This window comes from Aquimarina brevivitae (assembly GCF_004216895.1).
Taxonomy (GTDB): Bacteria; Bacteroidota; Bacteroidia; order Flavobacteriales; family Flavobacteriaceae; genus Aquimarina; species Aquimarina brevivitae.
Genome location: NZ_SGXE01000001.1, coordinates 339,646 through 357,224 on the forward strand (window position 1 = coordinate 339,646; position 17,579 = coordinate 357,224).

Genomic DNA, 17,579 nt, shown 5'->3' on the forward strand with positions numbered 1-17,579 from the left:
TTAATGATTATGATTAAAGTGAAGCACCAATGCAATGATGATAAACCCTAAAGGAATTACCACTGCAAAAGCTTTTGCAAATTTGGTTGCTGCCACTGAGTATTTATTATTGAATCCTACGGACTGGAAAGATGAAGCAAATCCATGCCACAAGTGTAAGGCAAGAAAAACAAACGATACTACATATAATCCCACTCGAACAGGACTCACAAATTTTTCTACCAATTCAGGATAGTAGCGTGTTGCATCCTCTGGAGCAAACTCTACGTATTTATGCACCATTTCTGGGATCCAAAAGTCATAAAAATGAAGTCCCAAAAAAGCTAAAATAACCAAGCCAGAAAAAATCATATTTCTAGACATCCAAGAAGAATTTGATCCTCCGTTATATTTAGCGTATTTTACAGCTCTAGCATTTCGATTTCTGATCTCTAACACAAATCCCATTACAAAATGGAAAACCACCCCAAATATTAAAATGGGTTGTAATACAAATTGTACCAAAGGATTAGTCCCCATAAAATGAGATAACTCATTAAAGGTTTCTGGACTAAAAATGGAAGTAAAATTGATACTAAAGTGTTGTAATAAGAAGAAAACTAAGAAAAGTCCCGAAAGTGCCATCGCTACCTTTCTAGCTATTGAAGATTTTATCAATCCACTCATTATTTTAAATGTTTAAATTTTTTGAGAAACAAAAGTAAGGTTCAAAGGCCTTTTTAACAACAATTATCAACGGTTTGTACGGTATTTATAATGAATTTAAAATAGAAGTTTCTTTTTGTTTAAGTTTATACACGAAATCGATTGCGAAACACCTTGAAAATTAAACAAAGCTTAATCAGTTTTAACTACTGAAAATCAAAATTTTATGTTAACACTTACTTCAAAATTACCCAATACCAAAACAACCATATTTACTGTGATGAGTAAACTTGCCCAGGAGCACCAGGCTATTAATTTATCTCAAGGGTTTCCTGGTTTTGAAGTAGATCCTCAACTGATTGAATTGGTAAACCAGGCTATGAAAAAGGGATATAATCAATATGCCCCAATGCCTGGATTGCCGTCCTTGCGAGAAGTTCTTGCAGAAAAAGTGGAACGCTTGTATCAGAAAACCTATCATCCTGAATCTGAAATCACTATAACCGCTGGAGCGACACAAGCCATTTTTACAGCTATTGCAGCTACCATAAGACCAGGAGATGAAGTCATTGTTTTTAAACCGGCTTATGATTGCTACGAACCCAGCATAGAAGTTTTTGGTGGTAAAGTAGTACCCATTCAACTCAAAGCTCCTGAATTTTTACCGGATTGGGATGAAATTTCAGCTAAGATTACATCTAAAACTAAAATGATCATAATCAATAGCCCACATAATCCAAGTGGTACAGTTTGGACAAAAGAAGATATGGTACAGCTTGAAAAGCTGTTAAAAAACACTGACATCCTATTACTAAGTGACGAAGTGTATGAGCATATTATTTTTGACGGCAAAAAACATCATAGCGCAAGTCGATTTGCAGGGTTGGCAGAACGCGCCTTTATTACAGCTTCCTTTGGTAAAACTTTTCATGCTACAGGATGGAAAACGGGATACTGCCTGGCGCCCGCAACACTGATGAAAGAATTTAGAAAAGTACATCAATTTAATGTGTTTTGCAGTAACCATCCTATCCAAGCAGCACTGGCAGAATATTTACTAAAGCCGGAGCATTATGAGACATTACCAAACTTTTACCAGCAAAAGCGAGATTTATTTTTGTCATTACTCAACGGTTCCAAATTTACCTTTACGCCTTCCTCTGGTACATATTTTCAATTATTGGATTATTCTAAAATAACGGACGAAGATGATGTAGCATTTGCCGAGCGATTGACCACAGCCCATAAAATAGCCTCCATCCCTACTTCGGTATTTAATCTTAATCAGCAGGACAATAAGCTATTGCGATTTTGTTTTGCTAAGACCGATGATACTCTGAAAAAAGCAGCTGAGATTTTACAAGCCATTTAAGTTTAAAATTCGAACTTTAGTTGCACCACCTGAAACTCATTAGCTTCCTTAACCTTTTTTGAAGCTTCTTTGCCAGTATTTAAGTTGGAGAGGGACAATCCCAGTAAGCGTACCGAATTTTTCATCTTTTCTTGATACAAAAGCTCTTTAGCCGTTTCCAATAGAATATCAGCATCACTGATATAATAGGGCAAGGTTTTACTACGAGTTTGGAGAGTAAAATCACTATACTTAATTTTTAAGGTAACGGTTCTCCCAGCTACTTTACTTTTTTTTAACCGTCTTTGTAACTCTTCCGCAATATTCTGCAAGCGTTCGAGCATATAAATTTCGGACGCTACATTTTCGCTAAAGGTACGTTCGGCTCCTAATGATTTACGCTCTCGATTCGGCTTTACTTCGCTGAGATGAATTCCTCTAACGATGCGATAGTAATGTGCACCGGATTTACCAAAATATTCCGTAAGAAACGCTTCAGATTTGCCCTTTAAATCTTTACCGGTATAAATCCCCATTTCGTACATTTTGGCCTGGGTAACCTTACCCACCCCATAGAATTTTTTTACATCCAAATTTTCTAGAAACGCTTCTACATCTTCAGGATTAACGGTTTTTTGTCCATTGGGTTTGTTATAATCACTAGCTACCTTGGCGATAAATTTATTGATCGAAATTCCCGCAGAAGCGGTCAGCCCTACCTCCTCAAAAATACGTTGTCGAATTTCCTTCGCGATAAGCGTAGCACTGGGATTTCCCTTTTTGTTTTCCGTAACATCCAAATAGGCTTCATCCAGTGATAAGGGCTCCACCAAATCTGTATAGTCCAAAAAAATCTTTCGGATTTTAGCAGAAATTTCCTTGTATCGATCAAATCTTGGTTTTACAAAAATCAGTTCGGGACACAATTTTTGAGCAGTATATCCCGGCATCGCTGAACGCACTCCATACTTTCGTGCCTCATAACTCGCAGCACTCACCACGCCCCGTTTAGAGCCACCGCCTACGGCCAATGGTTTTCCTTTAAGATCGGGATTATCTAACTGCTCTACGGACGCATAAAAAGCATCCATATCTACGTGAATAATTTTTCTATGTGGTTTTGAGATTTCCAAAAGAAACGCTAATTACTTGCAAATTTATAGCTTCTTTACATACCTTGTATCAACAAACCTAATTATTATGCCAAAAACAGCCATAGTACTCGGAGCAACCGGTCTTACTGGTGGAGTTTTATTGGATAAACTACTACAAGATGACCGCTATGATAAGATAAAATTGTTTTCAAGATCTTCTGTTGGGATCGAAAATCCCAAAATCGAAGAGCATTTAATCGATGTCCTACGGCTAAGAGATTATGGTGATCTTTTTACAGGAGATGACGTATTTTGTTGCGTGGGTACCACCAAATCAAAATCACCCGATAAGGAAACCTATCACGCTATTGATTATGGCATCCCAGTAAGTGCAGCCCGATTATGCAAAACCAATGCGATACCTACCTTGCTTATCATTTCTGCATTAGGAGCCAATCCTGAAAGTACTATTTTTTATAACCGTACGAAAGGTGAAATGGAAAAGGCGGTTTTAGAATTTGAAATTAAAAACACGTATATTCTACAACCTGCGCTTATTGATAGTAAACGACAAGAGCGAAGAATTGGTGAGTTTCTGTTCATCCAATTGATGCGATTGATTAATCCCGTTTTGGTCGGAAGATTAAAAAAATACAGGTCTATTGAACCTGAAACCATAACAGATGCTTTGGTCTGGCTAGCTAATAACGAATATCCAACCCAACGAATACCATCAGACCAAATAAAAGAATTAGTTCATGTATAGAACCCTATTAGTTTCATTTCTTATTGTAAATATGGGTTTAAGTTACTCTTGTAATAAATTGAAAAAAAATCCCGAAACAGAGAAAGGAAAAGAAACTACTTCAGTACCTCAAGTCAAAGCCGAAATAGCAGTTGAAAAAACCAAAGATTATATAGTTGAAGACTCTATACTAAAAAACTATACGCATATTTACACGGCTTATGATTTTGAAACATCAGATTCTTATAATCAAATGCTTGCGTTAAATTGGCTACACCAAGACACCATCGCATACTATTTAGAATATTATAATCAATTATGTGAGGGGTATTATACCGGAAATGTTATTATAAATAAAAGTCAAACAAAACATGCAATAACTAATAATGATAGTTTATCCCTTGCTGTACTGGAATATCTTGAACAAAAAGAAAGTGAACTAGTAGTGGTCATTCAGTTTTTAGATCAAAACAAGGATTCCGTTGCTGCCGGGGTATTTGCTAGTGAATATGCTGTAGAATGTTCACCTTATGAATTTATAATGCATAAAATTCAATAAAATGCTATGATCGAAATTGAACGTAAATTTTTGGTGACCTCAGATGCTTTTATTGCCGAAGCCAACCAATCGTACCCAATTAAGCAAGGTTTTTTAAATACCGATCCAGGGCGTACAGTTCGAATTCGGATTAAAGGAACAAAGGCATTTATAACGGTTAAAGGAAAAGGAAATACCAGTGGCACCACTCGGTTTGAGTGGGAAAAACCAATAGAGATTGTTGAAGCCGAATCGTTGCTTTTATTATGCGAACCGGGTACGATAGAAAAAGTACGATACGAAATAGCTATAGCCAACCACATTTTTGAAGTTGATGTTTTTAAAGGAGACAATATTGGACTTATACTGGCCGAAATAGAGTTGACCAATGAAAATGAGACCTTCCATAAACCAAATTGGTTAGGACAGGAAGTAACCGGAGATCCTAAGTACTACAACTCACAATTGGCGCGTCATCCATTTTTAAAATGGTAATAGTACCTAACTCATTACATATAATTCCAAAATAATATAAAATTTAGTACCTTACTAATTCCTAACTATACGTAAAGATTATGCGAATTTTATTCATATGTATCCTTCTTGTTACTATTGCCTGCAATGAACACCCAAAAGATCATCCTGAACCTATAAAAACTATTGCCGAAGAAGAAATAGATAATACCAAAACATCTATCCAGGCGCTTAAAGACACCCTTACTAAGAAAGGTTATGAAACCTTTGACTATATCGATGAAAAAACGGGTGATACGATTATCATGCAACAATATTTCATTGCATTTTTAAAAAGAGGTCCAGAACGATCTCAATCCAAAGAAGAAGCTGATAGCCTTCAAAAGTTACACTTGGAACACTTAAGTAAAATGTACGAAGCAGGCTTTGCTGATATTTCAGGACCTTTCGGAGATGATGGCGACATTAGAGGAATAACGATTTATAATGTACCCACTTACCAAATGGCAGATAGCTTGGCAAACTTGGATCCCTCTGTACAAGCAGGTAGACTTGTTATTGAAATACATCCGTGGTGGGCTGCTAAAGGATTTCCACTACGCTAATTCTTATCTTTATTCTCGCACCTCGAGTTTTGTCTTTATTTCATTGCCGTAATCATCTAAGGCTGTAATTATATGCATACCCGGCGCTGGCTGAATCGCTAATTCGTGATACTCTTTAGTTACGCCCAGATAATTTTCGTCTACATACCAATATACGTGTAGTGTAGGATTAGTATGTGCAATTTTAAGCACCACTTCACTTTTTTGACCATCAAAATCCTTTGGGAGATATACGATACTATTATTTTTAGGAAATATAAAGTCCATTCTATTTTCATTGCCTTGCATACAATTGGACTTAAAGGGTGGTAGTGGTTGATAATCTGCCTGGCTATTTTTATAGAAATACGCCTCTAATGGTGGCAAAACAAACCAACTTTTTTGGATCATATTACTCACGCTTTCACAAGAGGAATTTACGCGATACTGCCCATCACGGGTCAAGTGTACCAATTTATGATTGACACAAGGCATTTTATCGTATTTAGACCGCACTACTAACTGAGAGGTTACTGGGCAATAGTTTCCTGCAATGGCTCCACTTTTTTGGCACAACTCACGTGTCATTAAATCATCATACGGTGTGGCAAACCATTCACTTTTGGGCAACAGATTAAATACATCAAACAATAAGGGAGCTGCTGCATTAAGCCCAGTCAGTTCTGGCCTGCCTTCTCCATCCGCATTACCTAACCAAACACCAACTACATAGTTTTTATCTATTCCAATAGCCCAGGCATCTCTATTCCCAAAACTAGTTCCGGTTTTCCAGGCTATTTGCCGAGCTGAGTCATAAAATTTCCAGGCTTCGTCTTCTTGCGGTCGATTGACTTCTTTCATCGCTTGAAAAGTAAGCCATATACTACCTGCTCCATACACCATTTTTTCTCTTTTCAGATCCCCAAACTTCACTTCCTCATTAGCCAAGAGGGATGGTTCGATAAATTCATTTTGATAATATTCACTTGAGGTTTCATTAAAATGTGTCAATGTACCTGCCAATCCCGCGTAGGTTTTACAGAGGTCCCAAAGACTTCCTTCGGCTCCACCTACAATTAAAGAAAGTCCATAATGAGATGCACTAAACTTTAAATCTTTTATCTTAAATGCCCTCAACTCATCTCTAAATCGTTCTAAACCATATTGTTGTAATAAGCGTACCGCAGGGATATTAAGGGATCGAGCCAAAGCCCTATTTGCCGGAACCGCACCGCTATAACTTTCGTCAAAATTCTGAGGATTGTATCCTGCTATCACAGTAGGCACATCAGCTACCAGTTCCTGAGGTAACAGCTCTCCTTTATCCATCATTGCCGCATATAATAATGGTTTTAGAGTACTTCCTGTACTTCTGGCCGCCTGTATGACGTCTACATCTTTTTGATGCGCATTATCCGTAGGAGCATTACCCACATAGCTAATGACTTTTCTTTGCTTAACATCCAAAACTAGCACCGCGAGATTGTGTACTTCATTTTGCTTCTGCAATGCATAGTGTTGGTTTACCAGAACATTGACTTGTTGTTGCAATCGATATTTAATTGAGGTTTGCACACGCTTTCCCCGATGCGATTTGTTTATATATTGCAATGCATGTGGCGCTATTTGTGGTAAATCATAAGGTTTTGCTGGTAAGTCCTCTTCTAGGGCTAAAGTATACGTTAGTTTATCAATTGTACCTTGCTGAAAAAGTAGGTGCAATAATCGGTTGCGTTTTTGGCGTAATAGTTCTTTATTTTTACCTGGATAAATTAATGCTGGTGCATTAGGTAAAACCGCAAGAGTGGCACTTTCTGCCCAGGAAAGCTGATAAGGAGGCAAGCTAAAATACCGCCAGGAAGCCATATCTAAGCCAACTACATTTCCGCCAAAGGGTGCATATGAAGCATAGAGTGCTAATATCTCTTCTTTAGAATAACGCAATTCTAATCTGGTCGCTAAAATCAATTCTTTAAGTTTTTCAACATAAGTTCTTTCTTGATTCTTTCGAGATAGGCGGATTACCTGTTGCGTTATCGTACTGCCGCCTCGTACTACTTTTCCAGCTTCTAAATTATCGACCAAAGCCTTACTTATAGTTACGGGATTGAAACCAGGGTGACGATAAAACTGTTGATCTTCAAAAGCTAATATACACGCCTTAAATTTATGTGGAACACTGTCTGATTTTGGAAACCGCCATTGTCCATCTTCTGCAATTTGTGCACCTAACAAATGACCCTCAGCACTATCAAGTACCGTGGCGGTGGGTTCATCGAATAATATATTTGGGAGTGAAAAATAATACCATATCAATACACCCGTAGTAATTAATAGCGGTAATTTCTTTTGATTTAAGTAATTGATAATTTTTTTCACCAGATGCATTAAAAATAAATGTGCGGTTGTAATATAATTGAAAAATTAGAAGTGCTCAATTTCCAAACTACTAAAAGGCTATCAACTGGAAGAACTTTTTATGAATTTCATCGTATAAGTTCTTAAATTTTAGTAACTTCAGATACTCTTAAACCTTATAAAAGTTACTTGTATCTTTTATTAAAACCATACCCCTACCTACTACCATTTTATCATTTTTACACCTAAAAAAAACGGCTTTCATAGTATTTCAAATTTAGAGAATTGAATAAAGTAATTTTATTTTTTGTAGCATTTTGTATAAGTATCCCTTCAATTTCTAGTGAGATTGTTGCTGAAACTCAAATAGACAGTTTAGATTATCTTCTAAGCACGTCTGAGCAACTTAGAACCCAAAATAAAATGCTAGAGGCCTTAGAATTTGCATTTAAAGGGGTTACTTATGCCCATAAAATTGAAAATGAGCACTATCTCTCCTATGCTTACTTTATGATTGGTACCATTCAATATGAAATCTTGGATTACAAAAATGCCAAATCAAATTTAAAGAAAGCTTTAGCCTATAGCGAAAAAACGGAAGATCAGAAGTATTTACCTTACATCTTACAAGCCTTGGGTAATCTCTGCTATGAAGATGATGATGGTTATGAGGAAGCCCTCACCTATTATCTAAGAGGATTACAACTAGCGGAGGGTAATGTACCTGATCAAAACTTATTGATACCGCTGTATAATGTGATTTGGACTTTTATGGACTTAGGTAGATATCCAGAGTCTTATCCGTATCTCGAACAAGCTGAACGAATCAATACCACCATTGCCGATAGCCTTAAACCAGATTTCAGCACTATTCACCTCTTACAAGCAAGAAAATACACCTACGAGAGTAATTATACAAAAGCAAAAGCACATTTTGACAGCTCCTACACTGCTCTTAATACTCAAGAAAAAAACTGGATCAGAGGGAAAAGTTATTATTACAAATATAGCGCTGAACTATTTGAAAAAATGAGGGATTATCCAAAAGCATTGGCCGCGCAAAAACAATTTTACGCTAACGAAGTCAAGGTTTTTGAAAATGCCCGCTTAAAAAATGAAGAAATTACCAACATACGCACCAAATTAGACCGTTATGAACAAGAATTACTTGCTTCAAGCCGGGAAAAGGAATTACTACAAGACCTGCAGAGAAATAATTTAATTATCATTTACATTTCATTTCTTGTTTTAATCCTCCTAATCATTGTGATTTTCTTTTATTATCGCAGCTATAAATCCAAGAAAGAATCTAATAAAATTCTAGAGTCTAGAAATATGTTATTAGAAGAAGCAAAGGCAAAAGAAGAAAAGCTCAGTAAAGTAAAATCTCAATTTATTTCTACTATTACCCACGAATTACGCACGCCTTTGTATGGAATCATCGGAATATCCTCTTTACTATCAGAAACAAAAAAACAGTCCAATGAAGACGAAAAACTAGTGAGTTCCTTAAAATTTTCGGCAGAATACCTGTTAGATCTGGTAAACAAAGTACTGAAAATCAGTAAGGTTGATTCCGAAAAACCAGAGAAAATGGTGGTCACCCCAACTCCTACAAATCTCCACGCTCTTTGTCAAAATATTATCAAATCCTTTGAGTACCAGGCAGAAGCTAAGAACAATACCTTGGTTTTAGACTTTGATGAAACCATACCCAGCCCTTTAGAAATTGACACCCTTAGATTTTCTGAAATTCTAATTAATCTAATAGGTAATGGCATCAAGTTTACTACAGGAGGAACGATAACCCTAAGAGTACGCATAGAAGAGTTATTACCATCCGAAGTAACGCTTCGTTTTGAAGTGGAAGATACAGGAATTGGTATCCCAGAAGATCAAAAGGAAAGTATTTTTGAAGAATTTACTCAAATTGGAAATCCATACGACAATAAGCAAGGTACAGGCCTAGGCTTATCTATTGTTAAGAATCTTTTGCTTATCATGGATAGCGAAATTGAGTGTAAAAGTACTTTCGAAGAAGGTTCCGTATTTTTCTTTAGTCTAGCCTTGCAAATTTCTAATTCATCAGATGACACTCCCAGCGAATCCAAAAAACTACCGATGGAAGAGGTACTTTCTGCCAAAATCTTAGTGGCTGAAGATAATAAGATTAACCAGTTGGTGACCAAAAATTTATTGACCAGTATCAACTGTACATCAACAATCGTTGAAAATGGAATTGAAGCTATCCAGGCTTTACAAAATGAAGAATTTGATCTGATTTTGATGGATCTTAACATGCCTGTGCTCGATGGATTGAAAGCTACACAAAAAATCCGTCAGTTTAATTCCCATATTCCTATAATAGCCTTAACCGCAGCAGAGATTGAAGAGGTAGAAAAAGATTGTAAAAAAGCAGGTTTTGATGATTTAATCAACAAACCCTTGACTAAGATAGATCTCAATGCCGCTATTCGTAGAAACCTGAAACCAAATAAAGCGAAGTCAATCTCTTAATTAAACGGGTATAGCCTTTCCATTTACGGTTTGTTTTTCTCCCTTATCATTTAAATAAAAATCAATTTGCCCCATATAAACTCCACTCTTACCACATTGATTGATAAAAACGTCTTCACCTTCCTTATTTTTTACAATCTCAGGTTTTGGTAGAAGCGAATGGGTATGCCCACCAATTATTAAATCAATACCTTTTGATTTTTGTGCAATTACACGATCACTTACCTTATTTGAATCGCGGTAATTGTATCCAATATGGGACAAACAAATAACAATATGACATTGCTCTAATTCTTTTAAAACCCTAACCATCTCCTCAGCGATCTCGATAGGATCTAGATACGTAGTTTCTTTATATAGTGATTTATTTACTAATCCCTCGAGTTCGATTCCTAATCCAAATACTCCAATCTTTACACCATCTTTAGCAATAACTTTATAGGGTTTAACATAACCATCCAGCGCGGTATTGGTAAAATCATAATTGGCCGAAATAAACTGAAAATCGGCATTAGGCATTTGAGCCAACAAACCCTCAATACCATTATCAAAATCGTGATTACCTAGCGTTGCTATATCATAGCCCAGTTTTGACATTAGTTTAAACTCTAATTCGCCTCCGTAGTAATTAAAATACGGTGTGCCCTGAAAAATATCTCCAGCATCCAAGAGCAGTGTATTCGGGTTCTCCAATCGTATTTTTTCAATCAATGTGGCTCTACGTGCAAAACCCCCAAGACCAGGATACTTATAATGATGTTGTGGCAATGGATCTATTTGACTATGTACATCATTAGTATGCAAAATGGTAATTTTCTTAGTTTCTGATCTGGTACATGATAATAAACCCGCACCAGATACCGCTGCCAAGGCTCCTGCAGAAACTACTTGTTGTATAAATGTCCTTCTATTCTGCATAACGCATTCTATTATCTAATTCAACCTTTAGCGTATCAACTTTCTTAAAATAATCGATTAAAGCATTTCGTAATTTGTAGTCGGTTTTATAAAGGGCTACAGGATTGCTAAAAAACTTCATATTATCCCCTCCCTGTTGTAAGTAGTCGGTGGTTAGTACCAGATAAGTTTTTGACGAATCCAATTCCTTTCCTCCAACATTCACTTCGACCACCGATTTCTTTTTCTTATCCAGTTGCAACCTAATATTGGCAACCGGATGAGCAGATTTAGCCTGGAATAGGTATTTAAGCATTTCTTTTATTTGCATATAATTTAAAGCAACAACTACCAATTCGTTTTCAAAGGGCATTAATTCAAAAGCATTACGAGCGGTTACTCCACCTTTGAGAATTGGGGCTCGCATCCCTCCTTTGTTCAGTAAAACAAAATCTATTTTTTTCTGATTTCTTTTTTCAAAATAAGGTTGCGCTTGCTCCAACGCTATATCAGCCATCAAATTTCCTAGAGAGCTCTCTAACTCGCCATCACTTTTTACAAAATTCTTGGGGGCATAGCATAACACAGAATCTAAGGTTTTATTAAGATGCAATCGATACGGCTTAATAAATTCATCGATAGTTGTATCTTCTACAATTGTGCTATCTATCGGGTGCGATAGGCTTTCCACTTGTGTAATCTTCAAGACATTATCTTTACAGCCAAGAAGTACTGTGAACATCAGCAATGCACTTAGTATTTTACCATAATTCATCATCTGCCAATTTTATTTTGCAATGGTAAATAATTTATATCAAAAGCGTAGCCCAAAGCAATTTATTTAACAACCTCTACCCAGGATCCTTTAGTCCTTACTATATATTCATTATCATACATTGCTTCGCATTGCACGCCAGGTAAATAATAGCGACCAAGGTAAGAAGCGTTTAATAATAAGGTTACGGTTTTGCTTTCTTTAGCTTTTAAATCAAAGTAAAAGAATACCCGATCATCCCTAATATCAGTATGGGTAACTTGGTTGGCTTTAAAAGAACCAAAGTCGGTAAATCGTGTATTTACCACCTCCCATCCTGAGGGAAATATTTCGCTCAGCGCAATGTCATTAATTTTATTTGTTGATGTATTGGTAATTGTAACCTCTGCTACAAAATCAGTACCCTGTCGTAACTGCGACACATCAATAATTTTACCATCTCTTGATTTAAAATCTACAATTGCTCTTAAATTACGCTGTAAAACCTTTTCTTCTCCTACGGGCAAAATACCCGCTTGAGCTAATTGAACAAAGATGGTATTATCTCCATTGTTCTTTAGCATCAAATTATTGGATTGCTGGATGGATAAGTCACCAGATGTTGCAAAGGTTTTTGGCGTTTTTGCTGTTTTATTTTTACTATTAAGAGTATACCTAACATCAACGCCTTTTCCACCTATATAATCTGCAAATTTGGCCATAGCAATTAAGGCATACGCTGTGGTCTGCGTACTATACCAGTTTTTAGAAGACAAGTCATTAGCTATGTCTTTGGCCAACTGCTGTGCTTTTGCTTTTTCATCTAAAATTATAAGTGTTTCTAAAGCCATTGCTTTATTACGCGTTGTTGAACCATAAGTGTAGTAGTAGTTAGCTCTTGGCGTAAAATTAAGCACTGAAGCATCTAATAATTGCTTAGCAGCACTTTTTTGCCCAGCCACGGCATAAGCAGCAGCTAATCGCAACTTCGCTTCATTACTTAGGTCAGCGGTTTCTCGTAATCTATTCATTGAAGAAAGATCTGGAGCGTCAGCTAATGCCAAGGTATACAAACGATAGGCTTGTGCTAGATCATTACCACCGCTTCTCCAACGCTTAGCCATTTGTTGTTGATAGGAGATCCAGGCACTTTTAAATCCAATCGGAAGCACATACCCCTCTTTGTTGGCTGCTATTAAAAAGTGGCCTGCGTAGGTTGTGCCCCAATCACTTGAGGTACTATAACCCGGCCAGTAAGACATTCCTCCACTTGGTTGAATAAATCGCTTTAACCCAGCAATAGCTCTTTCTATATTATACTGAATCTTTTGATTACGCTCAGAAGAAAGTGAAAATAAATCATCCAAAAACAATTGTGGAAATGCAGCAGAGGTAGTTTGCTCTACACAACCATGTGGATAACGAATCAGATAATCCAATCGACTCTCAAAATTCATAGGAGGCAAAGAAGAAAACTCAATAGTTAGGTTATTGGACCCTTTAACCCCAAAAGCTTCAAAATCAATTTGCTGTTCACTATTAGGCTCTAAAATAATAGAAGAAACTTCTGTAGTTATTGGATTTGGATTAACACTATTTATGGGTACGGTATAAGATGCCTTTTCACCATTCCCCGAAGCTACCACTTCGATTTCGGTTGTAGTCACTCCATCGAGTATTTCTATTTCAAAATACAACATTTTCTCATCGGGTTGATCAAATGTAATAGTTTGGGAAGCCTCTCCTTTAATCGTAAAACCTTTGTTAGGTCTTAGCGTCACGTTTACATTTTTCACTTTATTCTCCATGGCAAAAACAGTAACCGGAACGGTTACTTTCTCACCCGGTGTTATCTTTCTCGGCACTGACGATAATACCATTAAAGGCTTGCGCACCGGGGTGGATTTTTCAGCACTGCCATACGCAGCTTGATCTGCATTGGAGGCAACAACCATAGTTCGTACTGCTCCAACATACTTAGGGATATCTATTTTATGAGTTCTGACTTCACCCTTTTTAAGTTCAAAAGGCCCTTTAAACACCACCATAGGTTTGAATCGATTTGCCTTCTTAGCTTTACTGCCTCCTGCCTCAGCGTCTCCACCAATCGCAAAGATTTGATTAATGCTTCCGCCATATGCTCCGATAACATCATCGTAAACATCCCAGGTTTTTACTCCTAGGGCTTCTCTGGCATAAAAAGTATCCCACGGATTAGGCGTGCCAAATCGTGTTAAGTCCAACAGTCCTTCATCTACAATAGCCAAGGAATAGGTCATTGCGTTTCCAGCGGCTTCACCTACTTTGATGGTAACTGATTCTTCAGGTTTCAAGACATCTGGCATAGTGATTTTGGGTTGCACCCGTGTTTTAGGATTTTCTACAGCAATTGGCATTACGCCATAGAGTCGGATAGGTAAATCATTGCGGGTAGACGCATGCGGCTGCAATAACGTAATATGGATATATACATTGGGTGTATATAATTCTTTAATATCCAGATTAAACTTGGTTTCTTTATCCTGAGTCATTACCCATTGCGAATGCAAGACTTCGGTTCCGTTTTCTACAGTTACCAAAGCTCTTCCCTCTTTGCTGGATGGAAAGGTAATCAGTGCTTGCTCTCCAACGGTGTATTCTTTTTTATCCGTTGAAAAAAGTAACATAGTAGCAGCCGAAGGGTCATTTTTTCTTGATTTGCCTGCCCATCCTGGCCAGTCAATATAAATAGTTTTACCGGTAGCATGACCTCCATTAGGATCTTCCACTCTCACCAAATACCTGCCCCATTCTGGATATTTTAATTCAAAGTCAAAACTTGCCTTGCCATCTGGGCCCGTAGAAACAGTAGTGTTGTATACATTATCTCGATATGAGCTTCTGTTATATTGCGATAAATTATCAGCTGATGTATCCCACCACCATCGCCAGTTTACTTTATAAATATAAACCTTAAGATTTTTTGTTGCTTTAGGGTTGCCGTTTTCGTCTACAGAAACGACTTCGAACTTATGTTTGGTGTCTGTTAATAACATTCCCCTTGCCTTATCTCCTTTGGGAGCATTAAGTCCGATATAGGTATCATATGGGGAATAGGTTTTAGTGATTACATCTGTGCTAAAATCTCCTCCATTTTCATAGACCTTAGTGATTAGCGCAGTATTGATCATACCAGCAGCAGCATTGCTTAGTTTTGGACTTAGTATAAATGTTGCCTTACCCTCTGCCGACAGTTGTCCATCAAACACTTGTTGTTCTTCGGTTCTAAAGGTGCGGGATGGATCATCAAATGTATATCCCGGAAACTGATCAAAAGTGGTCCTAGTTGGTGTGAAACGGGCATTAATATCTGCTTTTAAATTTCTGGCAACCGCCCCGTGAAGCCAGGTAACCTCCAGCATTCCTCTATTCGTCTTATTATTACCTAAGATATCCTGATCAAAACTCGTTTTTATTTTTAAGCGATTAGGCTTTATCGTTTCTATTTTAAGCGATTTGGTAAACGAGGCCCCTCCTACATTTACTTTGGCTTGCCAATTACCAGTAGGTGCATCATCCTCCGTGGATACTGTAAAGGTATAAAGGTTATTTAACCCATTTATTTTTGTTTCTTGATAAACCGGTTTGCCATAAGGGTCTCTTAATTCAAATTTTACAGGATGACCTTTTGGTAGCTTATTGGCTTTATCATTTAACATAAAGGAAAGAAAAAGTGTGTCACCAGGTCTCCAAACTCCTCGTTCTCCATAGATAAAACCTTTTATCCCTTTTTGCAGTCGAACTCCTGAAACATCAAACTTACTTACAGATAAAGAGTTACCATCATCCAACTTAACATAGGTTTGTTGTTTTCCAACAGAGGCGATAGCAAAATAGGCTGGGTCTGTAGCATCAAATCCTGTGATCCCTTCTGCATCTGTGGTTGCAGTTCCTATTTCTTGTTGTTGATAATTGTAAAAAGTAACTTTTGCATTGGGTATAGGATTGGTAGAGATGATATCATTAACCGCAACCATATAGGCATTATTAATTCCTTTTTTAACCGTGACTCCAATGTTCGAAGCCAATACATTCGCAGCTACCTTTTTGTTTCGGTAAAAAGAATGATCACAGGGATTGTTTCGTTCTCTCCAATCGTAATCATAATCGTAATAGTCATTGTAATAGTAGTCTGCATTATCCCAATAACTAGTTTCTGCAATGGCCTGATCATAATTCTCTACTAATTCGCTAACCGGAGTATCATCTACCGTTTGTCCAGGACATTTATACAAGGAATAACTTTTAGCGAAGCTTAACTCAATTCTATAAATTGCCCCTGGATCTGGATCAATTAAGGTTTTTAAATCAATGGCAAAGGTGTTCCACTTACTTAAATTGAGGGAGGCGTTTTCACTTAAATTAATCAATTTACTTGCTATGGGTCTTGCTACAGATTTTAGATTTCGGCTACCTTCAAGGTTATTATTTTGTAGAAACTGTAGTACATTGTCCTTAAATACTTTAACCACTTGGACCTCAACCGCCTTCAGGTTTATAGCTTCAAAATTAAACTTCAGGTTATCCGAAGTCGGCAATATTACCCCACTCTGAACGAGTCGAATTTCTGGTTTGGGTTGTTGGAAAGATACGTTTTCAGTATACGTATTTTTTAGTCGATAATCGTAGGTGCTTTGTATACCCTGAAAAACCATTACAGCAAGGGTTCCTTTGAGCTCTTCTTTAGGATAAACTTTTAACACATTTCCGTTGACGGTAAATTTTAAATCCTTAGCATTTGCAATAGTGACTAATCCATCAAAGTTTTGATTTTTCTTAAGCGGATCCGAAAAATTGATTTCTACATATTGATTTTCGAGGTTCGAAACAGCTACATTGAGAACCGTAAAATTATTTTTACCAGGAATAAACAAAGTGTTTTCTCCTTTAGTATCGATATTGAAAGCTTCTCCAGACCATTCTACCAACACTTCTGAATTATCCTCATAGCGTTGAATACTGTCAATTCTAAAATTAAATTGACGTGCCATCCCCTTTACGGTACTGAAGTTAATGTTGATGTTTTTCCCTTTTTGCGTTGCCTTAATCAAATGCTGCGCAACTTCAGCTTTCATCTTATCACTAGTACTAATAACACCATCTACATATTGCCAATCTTTATTATACGATTGCAGATTGTCCGTTATCACGTTAAACTGTTGCTTTAGGGTTTTTATGGTAAAGACGAATTCTTCTTCCAAATCCTCGTCAAGATCTTTTACAACATCCTCAAGATTAAGACTAAAGGTATAGGCAGTGTCTTCTTCAAAAGGTTCTTGCGGTTGAAAGGCTATAGTCCTATTGTTAACCGCAATTACGTTTCCTTTTACTGCTGGAGAAACTTTAAGAATATCACTAGGTAATTTTTGATTATCATCCCAACCTTGAACCGGTGTTTGCAATACAACATAAACCTCATCATATACCGATATAGTACCACTGGAAACATCAGCGATATACTCCTGATATTTTTTAAACTCAGAAGCGTTTTCAGCTGCAATTTCTTTATCAGATTTGTCTTTACAGCTTATGACAATAACAAAAAGTAATACTACCTGGAAAAGATGGGATAGTCGCATAGAG

Annotated in this window: 12 protein-coding genes; 6 read left to right on the top strand and 6 right to left on the bottom strand. The window is 37.0% G+C overall.

Features of this window, described 5'->3' with window-relative positions:
* Complete coding sequence (locus EV197_RS01355; RefSeq protein WP_130284941.1) at nucleotides 1–666, bottom strand: succinate dehydrogenase cytochrome b subunit; 666 nt, start codon at nucleotides 664–666, stop codon at nucleotides 1–3.
* 205 nt (nucleotides 667–871) lie between these two features.
* Here EV197_RS01355 and EV197_RS01360 point away from each other — a divergent pair, with 205 nt between their 5' ends.
* On the top strand, nucleotides 872–2,017 hold the full coding sequence (locus EV197_RS01360) for a methionine aminotransferase (protein WP_130284942.1): 1,146 nt from the start codon (nucleotides 872–874) through the stop codon (nucleotides 2,015–2,017).
* A 2-nt stretch (nucleotides 2,018–2,019) separates the two neighbouring features.
* Here EV197_RS01360 and dinB read toward each other — a convergent pair whose 3' ends face one another.
* Complete coding sequence (gene dinB, locus EV197_RS01365; RefSeq protein WP_130284943.1) at nucleotides 2,020–3,129, bottom strand: DNA polymerase IV; 1,110 nt, start codon at nucleotides 3,127–3,129, stop codon at nucleotides 2,020–2,022.
* A 67-nt stretch (nucleotides 3,130–3,196) separates the two neighbouring features.
* On the opposite strand from dinB, the gene EV197_RS01370 reads away from it, so the two are divergent.
* The 4 genes from EV197_RS01370 (at nucleotide 3,197) to EV197_RS01385 (ending at nucleotide 5,452) form a co-directional block, all read left to right on the top strand.
* The gene (locus EV197_RS01370; RefSeq protein ID WP_130284944.1) at nucleotides 3,197–3,856 is read left to right on the top strand and encodes a Rossmann-fold NAD(P)-binding domain-containing protein; all 660 of its coding nucleotides are present in this window, start codon (nucleotides 3,197–3,199) and stop codon (nucleotides 3,854–3,856) included.
* 58 nt (nucleotides 3,857–3,914) lie between these two features.
* The gene (locus tag EV197_RS01375; protein WP_207224185.1) at nucleotides 3,915–4,394 is read left to right on the top strand and encodes a hypothetical protein; all 480 of its coding nucleotides are present in this window, start codon (nucleotides 3,915–3,917) and stop codon (nucleotides 4,392–4,394) included.
* 6 nt (nucleotides 4,395–4,400) lie between these two features.
* A complete protein-coding gene (locus EV197_RS01380) occupies nucleotides 4,401–4,868 on the top strand; it encodes a CYTH domain-containing protein (RefSeq protein WP_130284946.1) in 468 nt (155 codons plus the stop codon).
* Nucleotides 4,869–4,948: 80 nt separating this feature from the next.
* A complete protein-coding gene (locus tag EV197_RS01385; protein WP_130284947.1) occupies nucleotides 4,949–5,452 on the top strand; it encodes a YciI family protein in 504 nt (167 codons plus the stop codon).
* 9 nt (nucleotides 5,453–5,461) lie between these two features.
* On the opposite strand, the gene pbpC is transcribed toward EV197_RS01385, so the two are convergent.
* Nucleotides 5,462–7,819 carry a penicillin-binding protein 1C gene (gene pbpC / locus EV197_RS01390; RefSeq protein WP_130284948.1) on the bottom strand — a complete coding sequence of 786 codons (2,358 nt, stop codon included), beginning with the start codon at nucleotides 7,817–7,819 and terminating at the stop codon, nucleotides 5,462–5,464.
* Between the two features lie 255 nt (nucleotides 7,820–8,074).
* Here pbpC and EV197_RS01395 point away from each other — a divergent pair, with 255 nt between their 5' ends.
* Nucleotides 8,075–10,306, top strand: a complete 2,232-nt coding sequence (locus tag EV197_RS01395; protein ID WP_130284949.1) for a response regulator — start codon at nucleotides 8,075–8,077, stop codon at nucleotides 10,304–10,306.
* Here the strand turns inward: EV197_RS01395 and EV197_RS01400 are convergent, their stop codons facing one another.
* From EV197_RS01400 to EV197_RS01410, 3 genes are read right to left on the bottom strand one after another with little or no spacing between them, the layout of a single operon-like run.
* A complete protein-coding gene (locus EV197_RS01400; protein WP_130284950.1) occupies nucleotides 10,307–11,224 on the bottom strand; it encodes a bifunctional metallophosphatase/5'-nucleotidase in 918 nt (305 codons plus the stop codon).
* Nucleotides 11,214–11,981, bottom strand: a complete 768-nt coding sequence (locus tag EV197_RS01405) for a 5'-nucleotidase C-terminal domain-containing protein (RefSeq protein ID WP_242610672.1) — start codon at nucleotides 11,979–11,981, stop codon at nucleotides 11,214–11,216. Before EV197_RS01405 ends, EV197_RS01400 begins: the two co-directional genes overlap by 11 nt.
* 59 nt (nucleotides 11,982–12,040) lie before the next feature.
* A complete protein-coding gene (locus EV197_RS01410) occupies nucleotides 12,041–17,575 on the bottom strand; it encodes an alpha-2-macroglobulin family protein (protein ID WP_130284951.1) in 5,535 nt (1,844 codons plus the stop codon).
* Nucleotides 17,576–17,579 lie beyond the last annotated feature (4 nt).

Bases quoted from the DNA above. Each gene is read 5' to 3' on its own strand.
- EV197_RS01370 (WP_130284944.1), top strand. From the start codon at position 3,197: ATGCCAAAAACAGCCATAGTACTCGGAGCAACCGGTCTTACTGGTGGA.
- EV197_RS01400 (WP_130284950.1), bottom strand. From the start codon at position 11,224: ATGCAGAATAGAAGGACATTTATACAACAAGTAGTTTCTGCAGGAGCC.
- pbpC (WP_130284948.1), bottom strand. From the start codon at position 7,819: ATGCATCTGGTGAAAAAAATTATCAATTACTTAAATCAAAAGAAATTA.
- EV197_RS01355 (WP_130284941.1), bottom strand. From the start codon at position 666: ATGAGTGGATTGATAAAATCTTCAATAGCTAGAAAGGTAGCGATGGCA.
- EV197_RS01360 (WP_130284942.1), top strand. From the start codon at position 872: ATGTTAACACTTACTTCAAAATTACCCAATACCAAAACAACCATATTT.
- EV197_RS01410 (WP_130284951.1), bottom strand. From the start codon at position 17,575: ATGCGACTATCCCATCTTTTCCAGGTAGTATTACTTTTTGTTATTGTC.
- EV197_RS01405 (WP_242610672.1), bottom strand. From the start codon at position 11,981: ATGATGAATTATGGTAAAATACTAAGTGCATTGCTGATGTTCACAGTA.
- EV197_RS01380 (WP_130284946.1), top strand. From the start codon at position 4,401: ATGATCGAAATTGAACGTAAATTTTTGGTGACCTCAGATGCTTTTATT.
- EV197_RS01385 (WP_130284947.1), top strand. From the start codon at position 4,949: ATGCGAATTTTATTCATATGTATCCTTCTTGTTACTATTGCCTGCAAT.